Source organism: Microcystis sp. LE18-22.4A (assembly GCF_027531105.1).
Taxonomy (GTDB): domain Bacteria; phylum Cyanobacteriota; class Cyanobacteriia; order Cyanobacteriales; family Microcystaceae; genus Microcystis; species Microcystis aeruginosa.
This window is the reverse complement of sequence record NZ_JAPZRB010000301.1, coordinates 1-10,863: the sequence shown is the minus strand read 5'-3', so window position 1 is coordinate 10,863 and position 10,863 is coordinate 1. Positions and strand designations below refer to the sequence as shown.

Sequence of the window (10,863 nt, the reverse complement as noted above, 5' to 3'; positions counted from 1 at the left end):
ACCGATTTTCATCTGGTCAATTACCTAATTTTCAGGGAAAAAGTACCTGAATTTTCCCCCCGCTCACTCCCACGGCCGGTACTTTTGGATTGACAAAAAGTCTAAAAGTCTTATCCAGCAAGGTTTTTAGATTTATTCAGCCAGCCCTAACCTATTGATTCGCTCAACCCAACCTACGGACTGGCTCAAAACCAGAGCAGGTAAGCAGGTGCAGAGCAGAAGAAGTTAAGAACATTCCCCGCAATAATGGCCAGCAAGGGCCGGAGAAATAAGGCGGGGAATGCCTGCTTGAGCTAGAGGTTCTGGAACAGCACTTTGGTGTCGGAGAGGGTGGGGGTGAGAGTTCCAGTCAACGTGACGATCGCCAACGGACTGAAGGTTGATCCCGCAGAGCCATCGGCATCGTAGGAGAGTACCCCACCGCTGTAGATGAGGTAGCCAGCTGCAAGGGCGTCGGTGTAGTTTGTGGTTCCCAAAGACACGCTACCCAAGGACGTGAAGGCGCTGGCACCGGTTATATCGAACACGATGGTGTCGTTGAAGCTGGTGATTACATCCTGCCGGTCGTAGATGCTCAGAAACCGGAAGGTGTCGCCGCCGCCACCGATGAGGGAATCGTTGCCGAACCCGCCGACGATGGTGTCAATACCATTACTACCATTGATGGTATCATTGCCGGAGCCGCCGTAGATCAGATCAAAGCCGCCGCTACCGATGAGGGAATCGTTGCCAGTGCCGCCGCTGATAATGTCGGCGATGATGCCGCCGTTGATGATGTCGTTGCCGTCGCCGCCATTGATGGTGTCAGCGCCGTCGCCGCCATTGATGGTGTCATTACCAGTTGATCCGGTGATGGAATCCGCGCCAATTGTACCTGAGCCAATCACACTATCGCCTCCAGACGGACCATCATTCGGGTCAGGACCGCCGCCCACGGTCATAGCGATGTTGGCCGAATTGGCAACACCCTGGTTGCCAAGGGTATCGAAATAGTCGTTGGACACTGCCACTGTTCCCGTTGGCGACTGGAAGTTGGTGGCGATGAACGTGGCGGTGTAGCTGCTGCCGCTGCCGGTGAAGTTGCTCAGCACCCCGTTGGTCAGGGTCACATCGCTGGCGGCGAAACCGCTTACGGCTTCGCTGAACTGGAAGGTGATCGTAGTGCTAAAGTTCTGGCTGGTGAGCGGTTGGCTGGCAAAGTTGATGCCCACTGTCGGATTGAGCGTGTCAATCGTCACCGTATCCGTACCCGCTCCACCATTGTTACCGGCAATATCGGTGTAGCTATCGGCTGCCACGGACACCGAGCCGGTGGTTTCCACCGCATCGTCGGCCGTGAAGATGGCCGTATAGCTGTTACCATCCACCTGGGTGAAGTCGCTCAGGGTTCCACCGCTGACGTTCACATCACTGTTGTCAAAACCAGCGACATCTTCGCTGAATTCAAAGCTGACTAGAGAATTGTTATCGCCATCGTTCAAGGAAGCATCAACAATGTCCAGTGCAAGGGTCGGATTGAGCGTGTCAATCGTCACCGTATCCGAGCCGGCTCCACCATTGTTACCGGCAATATCGGTGTAGCTATCGGCTGCCACGGACACCGAGCCGGTGGTTTCCACAGCATCGTCGGCCGTGAAGATGGCCGTATAGCTGTTGCCATCCACCTGGGTGAAGTCGCTCAGGGTTCCACCGCTGACGTTCACATCACTGGCTGTGAAGCCATTCACATCTTCGCTGAACTCAAAGGTGACGAGAGAATTGTTATCGCCGTCGTTCAGGGAAGTATCAACGATATCGACTGTCACTGTGGGTGGGGTATTGTCGTAGGGAACGAAAACAAATTGCCCATCTACCGCCTTGATACCGTCGGTGCCGTTGACGCTTGTGGCTCTGACACCAAGGGTGACAACACCCTGAGCCAATAACGATTCAATCTCTACCCCTTGATCCTTGCTGTAGCTGTAAGTGTAGGTATTACCCGCAGTCAGAAGATTGCTGCCATTATGCTCCGTTCCCGTTAACCCCGTATCGGAAATCTTGTCGTATCCATCCCAGACGATACCAGTCCCATTCAAATTGAGACTGTTATCCTTTGATAACAACTTGATAGTGCCATCCGCGTTGCTATCGCCATTCGACCACCACAACGCATTGAGGTCCATCGACCCCTTCTTCATATCAACAGTCCACTGATTTGTGACCGTGTTGTAAGAAGCGGTGAACCAGAGAGCCTGGGTGGTGTCGCCGTATTCCCAGATGTAAGTGCCTTCCTGCAATGCCATAATAAAGATTCCCAATCAACAATTCCATACATACGGCAGATTCAGGCTCAGTTTGGTACATCTTCTCAGTGGAAACGCTTATCCAATAAGGAGTTATCGGTACAAAACGGACAGAAGAATCGCCGCATCTAAATGGTAACAGATTATGTAGCGTATGTAACCATTTAGGGACTTGCGCTTTGATAATGTACCATTTATGGCTTGTCTGATTCTTCTACAGAGCGACTGTCTGGCTGGGATATTATTCCTACGCAGGTCCCTTAGTGTGGCAAGCAGCCAGTGGCATTGATTCTGTGGAAGGACTCTCCTGGGGCAGCACAGAGGGATAATTACTACTCCTCCCGGAGGCGCGAAGGGTTCCTCGGTTATAAATTCCACAACATTGCCGTCAACATCCGCACCCTGAAGGGGTGACAACGCAGTTAAAGTCTAGGCTGGGTGTAGGGTGTGGGGAGTTTTTTGCTGTGAACAGTAAACAGTAATCAGTAAACAGTAATCAGTAATCAGTGCAAAGACAGTAGGAAACTTCTATTTAATACTGCACACTTAAAACTCAAATCTGATAACTGATAACTGATAACTGCTATAAACCCCCCCAAACTAATCGGGCTGCCCAAAAGGGAATTAACAAAAATAAAGCGATCAAATCAGCCCATCTTAACTTTAATTCGTGCCAGCGTACTTGATGCTGATTGGGACTGGTAAAACCGCGAACCTCCATAGCGATCGCTATTTGTTCGGCGCGCAAAAGCAAATTATCTAGTAATTTTTCCACTACTGTTAACCAGACGTTTAAACTCTTTTTAATCCCTAATTTTTGCCAATCGATCGCCCTAGTTCTCACTGCCCTAGCTAGATTTTGCACTTCTTCTAAAACCAGGGGAATAAAGCGCAAAGAGAGGGTCAGAGTCAGAGAAATTTCCGTCACCGGCACATTAAATCGCCGTAAAGGACTCATTAAATTCTCTAAACCTTCGGTAATTTCTTCCGGGGCCGTCGTCAATAAAAAGAGATTAGTGCTATAAATTAAAGTAAAAACTAAGGTACTAATTCTCACTGCTAATTCCAAAGAACGTCGGGTAACAAATAAACGACCTCTATCCCATAAAACATACTGATAATCACTTGCTGGCGGTAAATTCAGCCCTTCATCCGGTAAACGCGGCTGAATACTCACCCCTAAACCATCGGGAGTGATAGCAGTAATCAGAAAGACGATAATCGCTAAAAATATCAGCCAGCCCATCTGTTGCCGCCAGACGCGGGGGGGAATAGGAGCTAACAGGGTTAAAAACATTAACAATCCCACCAAAGCTAAACGCCACCAAGGATTAGCTAATAAAGGTGCTGCTAAAAAAGCCATTAACCAGATAAATTTTACCCGCGCATCTAGTTGATGTAGTCGGGTAATCGGTTGATCGAGATAAAGACCGATGGGCAAACTTCGCAATAAATCCATAAATTAGACCTTGGTGGCTCTATTAACCGTTTTTTCCACTTCTCGCGCCGGTTTGCCGCGCCAGATTAAGCGGATCGGGGTTCCTTTAAAGCCTAACTGTTGCCGGAATTGCCCTTCGATGTAACGGCGATAGTTATCATTAAAGCGCTGGGGATCGTTAACGAAAAGGGCGATCGTGGGGGGTTGACTCGATACTTGCGTGCCATAGTATAGTTTCCCCTGTTTTCCGCCCCTGGTGGTGGGGGGATTGTGCCACTTAACCGCCTCTTCGATCACATCGTTGATTACCGAGGTACTGACGCGACGACGGTGAGATTCGGCGGCAATATCGACTAATTCGAGGATTTTGGTGACTCTTTGCCCCGTCATGGCGCTGACAAAGATCATTTCTGCCCAATCCATAAAATACAGCCGATCTTGGAGCATTTTGGTGTAAGTATTGATGGTGTAGGTGTCTTTCTCCACCGCATCCCATTTATTGACTACTAGCACCACCGCGCGCCCTTCTTCAATAATTCGTCCCGCTAATTTTAAATCCTGTTCGGTGACACCATCTAGCACATCGATGACGAATAGCACCACGTCAGACCGGCGAATTGCCTTAAAAGCACGGTTAATACTGAAAAATTCGGCTCCATAGTCCACATTCTTCTTACGGCGAATGCCAGCGGTGTCAATTAACCGATAAACCTGTCCTTCTCGTTCAATTAAAGTATCGATCGAGTCTCTGGTGGTTCCCGAAATCGGACTAACGATCGCCCGTTGTTGTCCGGTTAAAGCATTGAGGAGACTGGATTTACCCACGTTAGGACGACCGATAATTGCCACTTTAATCTCTTCATTTTCGGGAATTGCCGCCGCAGGTGGCAAATATTTAATCACCGCATCGAGTAGTTCACCTGTACCAGAACCGTGAATGGCCGAGATGGGGAAGGGTTCACCGATGGCTAATTCCCAGAATTCCGTCGCTTGCAGGATACCCTGTTCCACCGATTCACATTTATTGACGGCCAAAAGTATCGGGACATTTTGCTGTCGTAACCAAGCGGCAATTTCTCGATCGCCGGCGGTAATTCCCCCTTGCCCATCGACGACAAAAATCGCCACACTTGCCTCTGCTAGGGCGATTAAAGCCTGTTCGCGGATTAAAGGGAGAAATTCGCTGTCATCGTTAAAAACTAGCCCCCCTGTATCGACAATTTGAAAATCTCGATCGCACCAGAAAGCTGGTTGATAGGTGCGATCTCTGGTAATCCCGGGTTGATCGAAAACGATCGCCTGTTGATCTCCAGCGATACGATTGACGAGGGTGGATTTGCCCACATTGGGACGACCGATAATAGCGACGACAGGCAGTTTCATAAGAGGAGGAGGGGACGGAAATTAAAGACCCAATATTCTATCATAGCGATTTGCGATCGACCTTGGTTGATTTATCTGTTTCTGTTCGGCACTGAGACATTGAATACTTTAGTCTGTAGAACTTTGGTATACAAAAGACTAGAATTCTGCCTATGCAATCTGGTCAACTAGAGCAAATTTTAGGACGAGAGCTACAGCGTTATCGCCAAGAAAAAGGGTGGTCGCAAGAGTATTTGGCGGAAGTAACAGGTCTGCATAGAACTTACATTAGTCAACTAGAGCGAGGATTAAAAAGTCCATCGGTGAGAGTGCTTAGTCATATTACTAATGCTTTAGGTCTGAGGATGAGTGAATTTTTGTATTCCGTAGAGGAATCCCTAAGTGTTAACGAACGACGAGACTAAAAGACTAAAGCAGGCCATTCTAGCCGCAATTGCCTCACCATTGATTGGCTCGATCGAGGATTATAACTGTTGAGAAGGGAGAAAAAGCTGACGGCTAAAATAACTGATCACTGCCTTTTTCTAGGATTGAGAATCAGAATCCACCTCTGTCTTCACTTCGGGGACAATATCGGGTCTTTGGGCATCTTCCCAACCGACCGGGCGTTTAGAATTGTACCAAGCGATCGAACCGATGGTGACAGCAGCGAGAAAACCGACCACATAAACTGCCACAAAATAAACGGGGAATTTGCCACTGGCCACTTCTAGGAGTAGATACATAATTTTTTCACGATTAAGCTTTTAATTTGTATATCTTAACAGAATCGGCCCCCTCATCCCTATTCTCGATCGCTACTGGTCCACCAACCGGAAGGCAGCCAAATACCGCCATGAAAAGCTATTTTTGCCGGTGTCATCATATATCCCCAAGCTTCGCCGATTAATTCTCGCTCTAGATTATAAATAGGAATTCTGCGACGCTGATACTCGTTTTCTTCTGGATCTCTGCCGGGTTGATAATCTTCCAAACCATCCAAAAGCCCAATATCATAATCTGCGTTAAAAGTCAATAAAATTCCCTTCACCCAGCCATCCCCCTCGGTCAGTCCGGGATAACCGAGGGCGGTAAGATGGTATAAATGCCCCTTTGTGTAGGCGGTTTTAGAGTTGATCACTTTTCCCGCACAGTAGGCAGAATAGTTACTCTCCCTAGGTTTCAGTGTTCCATAAACAAAAACTTCCATCATCGGTCCAATTGTGCCGCTACTCCTCCTAATAGGATATCGCCAACAAATTGACTGGCTAAAAGTTCCTGGGGAAAACCGAGGGAAATGGCACTGATATTATCAAGTCGTTGCAGCTGTTCCCCAGTCAGGTTAAAATCCACACAGGCTAAATTATCCTGCAATTGGGACAATCTTCGAGCGCCAATGATAGGAATTACGGCGTTAGGCCGATTTCTTAGCCAATTTAATGCCACTTGTGCCGGTGATTTCTCAATTTCTCTGGCAATCTCTAGGACAGTCTCGGCAATTTTTAAATCGCGATCAAAAATTTGAAAAGGTTGGTCGGTCATGCTTAAACGTCCATCGACGGGGTTGGGTTGATTATATTTTCCCGTTAAAACTCCTCCTCCCAGGGGACTCCAAGCTGTCACCCCGATATTTAATGCTTTGGCCATGGGCAATAATTCCCGTTCGGGGGTGCGTTCCTTGAGAGAATATTCTATTTGTAGTCCGATAAAGGGTGTCCATCCCCGTAGGGTGGCCAGGGTGTTCCCTTGGGAGACAATCCAAGCAGGACTGTCAGAAATGCCGATATAAAGCACTTTTCCCATCCTGACCAAATCATCGAAAGCGCGCATCACTTCTTCGATAGGAGTGAGAGAGTCCCAAAGATGAAGCCAGAGTAAATCGATGTAATCAGTACCTAAACGCTTTAAACTAGCTTCTACCGCTTGAAAGAGGTTTTTTCGATGATTTCCGCAAGCATTGACATCGCCGGGGCGCGTGTTGAGAGAATATTTCGTGGCGATTACCCATTTTTCTCGATCGCCCTTGACAAATTCCCCCACTAATGTTTCACTGGTTCCGTTAGTGTAGAGATTAGCGGTATCGAGAAAATTGCCGCCCGCTTCCGCAAAAGCCCGAAAAACCGCCCGACTTTCCTCTTTATCCGACCCCCAACCCCAATCTTGCCCGAATGTCATCGTTCCTAGACATAGTTCGGAAACTCGCAGACCACTATTACCTAAAAGTTTGTAACGCATAATTAACTAAAATTTTGAATAAGAAGTTAATTATAATTGAATTTGAGCGACATTTTTGCTAAGTACATTTGGTACAATTTTGACAAGTTAACCCTGGCCCTATTGGTTAATCAATTTTGCTTAGGTACTTAGCAGACTCAGGCTATTTAGAAACAGCCCAAGAACGCACTTCACCTAAAGTTACAGGTGTGCGATCGCTGACATCAATGGTAAAGCGAAAAACTCGTTTGGCCCGCAGACCATTTTCGGGATCGAAGAATTTTAATTTCACATCCCAGCATTCACTACCATAGCGACAAAAAGGGCTTTTTTCCACTTCAATACTGTGTAATTCCATTCCCATTGCTACTGCTTGGGAGAAGGTTTATACGGCTTGAAAAGCGTTAGTTGCCGCAAAATTCAAAGCGCAATCCCGGGCGATTTGTCCGACGTTGCGTAAGTCATAATAAATGCGATTCAGGAAACTGGTTAGAGAACGCCGCATCCTCGCTTCATCGGCGATTTCATGTTCTGTGCGAACAGTTTCTATGGCTGATTCAATCAAAGTATTAACTTTCCAGCCATACATTCCCCGGGGACTATTAACCTTGATGACGGGAACAATTTGACCGGAAAAAAGTCTCACGGTTTCCTCGGTAAGAATACCTGGGATACTCACCCTTTCCACATAATCTTCGTCAGATTCTGGTAATATTTGACCCGCTAACATATATTGGATGACTTGATAAATGTCGGCGGCAAAAGCTCCCACTGGTTTAATCGCATATATGGGAGTTAGTTCTAAATTGACTGTCCAAATTAAAGACTTAGTTTCTGATAGATTACTTTCTAAATAATCTACCATTTGCCGCGCATCGTAGGGATTGGATGGTAATTCAAGATTATCGATCGTGATGCTTGGCATTAATTGTTTAAAGGTGTCCCGACGCGCTTCTGTTCCGAAGTCATAACCTAAAGTTCCTAACACATAAACGAGGTTTGAACGTTGACTAGGAACGACACTATTAAAGACAATATTTTTATTTGTTTGATTATTTTGTATTAATCCAGTTGAGGAAACATTTTCTGAAGCATTGCTGGGAGCGATCGCCAGTTCTATTGTCGCTGCTGTTGGGGGGGTTATAGTTATTCCCTGAGTCGCCATCTCGGTTGTATTAGATGGGATAACCGAGGTTGTCACTGTCATCGGAATTACCGCCGATTCTATGATATTATTCGACAAATTGTTATCCGCTTCAACAGTTTGTAATTTCTCTCCCGTCAGCAGTTCATAAGCACCCGCAATATTAATTTTTCCTAATAAACAGCGTTCTGGTTCTTCTACTTCATTAGGATCGCAAGGGATGGCACTATTAATCAAGGCAGCCCTTACTGCTTCAGCATCAGGAGATAAACCCTGTTCTAATTGTAAACTCATCAATAAAGCGGCTGTTCCTGTCACAATGGGAGCCGCACAGCTAGTCCCTTTTTTGCGAATGGGGTCATCAGTTGCGGGTTGAGTGCCTAAAATATTCTCTCCTGGAGCGAGAATCCCTTGAGTTGCATATTTACCACCAAAATTACTAAATTTAAATGGCTCGCCTGTATCTTTCATCGCTCCCACCGCCAGGACATTTTCTAATACCGCAGGAACACACCAACACTCTCCCTTATCATTACCTCCAGGAGCAATCACCAGGATATTATTAGCTTGAGCCTGACGAATTGCTTTATCAATAAATTCGTGAGCTAATCCGCTTTGAGTTAGATGACAAGCGGCACAATGGATAATATTAACTCCCTGTTCAATAGCGGTACTAATTGCGCGAGAAAGATTGAGAGGATTAATAAAATCATCGTTGCTATATGCGATGGGAATATTAATTACAGTAGCGTTAGGAGCAATCCCTTCTACTGGTGAATCTGGCTGGCCGCAAATGGTGCTGATAATATGGTTAGCATGGAAGCGCAAATGCAAACTCTGGAGGATGTTTTCATCGGGAATCGCTTCTTTCAACATATCACCTTTTTCTTCATCACTTTTGCCACTTTTTTCTACATCTAAAAAGGCTTGTAAGTGTTGGGGATCGATGGGAAATTCTTGCGACCAATAGGGATCAAGGCGGGTAATATTTGCTCCTTGAAAGCAGGCGCGGTCTAAGTCAATCGGTCCATCAAGAACGGCGATTTTGATGCGTGGATCGCCTTTTGTCTGGGAGCGGAGAGCGGCCATTCCGGGGATAGCATTGAGATCAGGCATAGTTTTTGCAGGTTTTCAAGAAAAGTTATAGAATAAAAGCTAGATAACAATAAATAGGGGAATTAAAGATGAGTTCAATGACCCCAACGGCACAACCCTCAACCACAATTCAGGACCCTTCTGCAACGGTTTATTGCGCTTCCCCTTTACCCGACCACACCCAACTCCCTGATAAAGATGGAAGTTTTGTGAAAAACTATCAAGAGCCTCCCCAAGCAGACCTTTTAACGGATACTATTACACCCCTTTTAGAACAATTACATCCTGACGGTAATTACTGTCTGGGTCGAGATTGTGGGATTTATTGGCGATTGCCAGAGCATCCAGAATCTCTAGAAAAGGGTGCTGTTGCTCCCGATTGGTTTTATGTTCCCCATGTCCCTACAACGATTGAGGGTCAAGTCCGGCGTTCCTTCGTGATGTGGAAAGAAACCATTGAACCGGTTATTGCCTTAGAATTTGTCTCTGGCAATGGTGAAGAAGAACGGGATAAAACGCCTGTCAAGGGTAAATTTTGGATCTATGAGCGAGCGATTCAAATTCCTTTTTATGGAATTTATGAAGTTAACAAGGCCCAGATCGAGATGTACCAGTTAGTTAATGGCCGTTACCAAAAAATGACTCCTAATCAGCGCGGTCATTATCCCATTGTTCCTTTAAAGGTAGAGTTAGGAATTTGGCAGGGGGAATACCAAAATCAATCCTTTCCCTGGCTTCGCTGGTGGGATGGGGAAGGTAACTTGTTGTTAACTTCCCAGGAATCTACTGAACAGGAACGACAACGAGCCGAACAGGAACGACAACGAGCCGATCGCCTAGCGGAACAGTTAAGGGCCTTGGGGATAGAACCTGAAGATTAATGGAAAGTGTTTAACACCAAATTCGACCCCGACGAAACGGCGGATCATTGGGATTCGCCTTGCGATCTTTGAACATGGTTTTCCAGCGTCCGTAATCTTCTAAACCAGTGGCGGGAACGTATTTAGTTTTAGGTTGAGTTGTTTCTGGTTGCTCAATCTTGGGTTTTTCCGTGGTTGGTTGGTCAACATTCGCAGCAGCGGGTGCTGATTCTGGCGCTCCTTTAGGTTTAGTAGCCATTGTTTGATTTCCTCCAGTGTTTTTTACTAGGTTTTAGAAGTCGATACTAATAACGAAGGTAATGATTTGGTAGTAGTGGCGTAGCCCTCTTGCTTACCTGGTATGAATTGTGTAAAATATTTATTAATAAAAATAATTGGAACCCGCTCAGTCTTTAAACCTCTAGCTTGATCATGACTTTTCTGATAAATATCTTTTTCTGGCTCCTG

Annotated in this window: 10 protein-coding genes and 1 pseudogene; 2 read left to right on the top strand and 9 right to left on the bottom strand. The window is 46.2% G+C overall.

Annotated elements, in window-relative coordinates; genetic code table 11:
- Positions 1-293: 293 nt before the first annotated feature.
- From O9295_RS13715 to der, 3 genes are all read right to left on the bottom strand, one after another.
- Positions 294-2,282 carry an Ig-like domain-containing protein gene (locus O9295_RS13715; protein WP_288033350.1) on the bottom strand — a complete coding sequence of 663 codons (1,989 nt, stop codon included), beginning with the start codon at positions 2,280-2,282 and terminating at the stop codon, positions 294-296.
- A gap of 583 nt (positions 2,283-2,865) precedes the next feature.
- Positions 2,866-3,741, bottom strand: coding sequence for an energy-coupling factor transporter transmembrane component T family protein (locus O9295_RS13710; RefSeq protein WP_002797486.1), 876 nt, complete (start codon positions 3,739-3,741; stop codon positions 2,866-2,868).
- 3 nt (positions 3,742-3,744) lie between these two features.
- Positions 3,745-5,103 (bottom strand): ribosome biogenesis GTPase Der, encoded by a 1,359-nt coding sequence (der, locus tag O9295_RS13705; protein ID WP_147070866.1) that lies wholly within the window; start codon positions 5,101-5,103, stop codon positions 3,745-3,747.
- 152 nt (positions 5,104-5,255) lie between these two features.
- Here der and O9295_RS13700 point away from each other — a divergent pair, with 152 nt between their 5' ends.
- On the top strand, positions 5,256-5,507 hold the full coding sequence (locus O9295_RS13700; protein ID WP_002761350.1) for a helix-turn-helix domain-containing protein: 252 nt from the start codon (positions 5,256-5,258) through the stop codon (positions 5,505-5,507).
- Between the two features lie 120 nt (positions 5,508-5,627).
- Here O9295_RS13700 and psb35 read toward each other — a convergent pair whose 3' ends face one another.
- The 4 genes and pseudogenes from psb35 to O9295_RS13675 form a co-directional block, all read right to left on the bottom strand.
- Positions 5,628-5,828 (bottom strand): photosystem II assembly protein Psb35, encoded by a 201-nt coding sequence (gene psb35, locus O9295_RS13695; RefSeq protein WP_002761344.1) that lies wholly within the window; start codon positions 5,826-5,828, stop codon positions 5,628-5,630.
- A 59-nt stretch (positions 5,829-5,887) separates the two neighbouring features.
- Positions 5,888-6,295: a gamma-glutamylcyclotransferase family protein gene (locus O9295_RS13690; RefSeq protein ID WP_288033348.1), complete on the bottom strand. Its 408-nt coding sequence runs from the start codon at positions 6,293-6,295 to the stop codon at positions 5,888-5,890.
- The gene (locus O9295_RS13685) at positions 6,292-7,317 is read right to left on the bottom strand and encodes an aldo/keto reductase (RefSeq protein WP_288033346.1); all 1,026 of its coding nucleotides are present in this window, start codon (positions 7,315-7,317) and stop codon (positions 6,292-6,294) included. The genes O9295_RS13690 and O9295_RS13685 overlap by 4 nt, the downstream gene beginning before the upstream one ends.
- 142 nt (positions 7,318-7,459) lie before the next feature.
- Positions 7,460-9,556: pseudogene (locus tag O9295_RS13675) on the bottom strand (S8 family peptidase).
- Positions 9,557-9,624: 68 nt separating this feature from the next.
- Here O9295_RS13675 and O9295_RS13670 point away from each other — a divergent pair.
- Positions 9,625-10,416, top strand: coding sequence for a Uma2 family endonuclease (locus O9295_RS13670; RefSeq protein ID WP_288033343.1), 792 nt, complete (start codon positions 9,625-9,627; stop codon positions 10,414-10,416).
- A gap of 10 nt (positions 10,417-10,426) precedes the next feature.
- Here O9295_RS13670 and O9295_RS13665 read toward each other — a convergent pair whose 3' ends face one another.
- Together O9295_RS13665 and O9295_RS13660 are read right to left on the bottom strand one after the other, a co-directional pair.
- Positions 10,427-10,654 (bottom strand): cyanobactin biosynthesis PatC/TenC/TruC family protein, encoded by a 228-nt coding sequence (locus O9295_RS13665; RefSeq protein ID WP_288033341.1) that lies wholly within the window; start codon positions 10,652-10,654, stop codon positions 10,427-10,429.
- Between the two features lie 26 nt (positions 10,655-10,680).
- On the bottom strand, positions 10,681-10,863 hold a 183-nt coding region (locus O9295_RS13660; protein ID WP_288033339.1), incomplete at its 5' end, for a hypothetical protein.

Bases quoted from the DNA above. Each gene is read 5' to 3' on its own strand.
- O9295_RS13665 (WP_288033341.1), bottom strand. From the start codon at position 10,654: ATGGCTACTAAACCTAAAGGAGCGCCAGAATCAGCACCCGCTGCTGCG.
- O9295_RS13685 (WP_288033346.1), bottom strand. From the start codon at position 7,317: ATGCGTTACAAACTTTTAGGTAATAGTGGTCTGCGAGTTTCCGAACTA.
- O9295_RS13670 (WP_288033343.1), top strand. From the start codon at position 9,625: ATGAGTTCAATGACCCCAACGGCACAACCCTCAACCACAATTCAGGAC.
- O9295_RS13715 (WP_288033350.1), bottom strand. From the start codon at position 2,282: ATGGCATTGCAGGAAGGCACTTACATCTGGGAATACGGCGACACCACC.
- psb35 (WP_002761344.1), bottom strand. From the start codon at position 5,828: ATGTATCTACTCCTAGAAGTGGCCAGTGGCAAATTCCCCGTTTATTTT.
- O9295_RS13710 (WP_002797486.1), bottom strand. From the start codon at position 3,741: ATGGATTTATTGCGAAGTTTGCCCATCGGTCTTTATCTCGATCAACCG.
- O9295_RS13700 (WP_002761350.1), top strand. From the start codon at position 5,256: ATGCAATCTGGTCAACTAGAGCAAATTTTAGGACGAGAGCTACAGCGT.
- O9295_RS13690 (WP_288033348.1), bottom strand. From the start codon at position 6,295: ATGATGGAAGTTTTTGTTTATGGAACACTGAAACCTAGGGAGAGTAAC.
- der (WP_147070866.1), bottom strand. From the start codon at position 5,103: ATGAAACTGCCTGTCGTCGCTATTATCGGTCGTCCCAATGTGGGCAAA.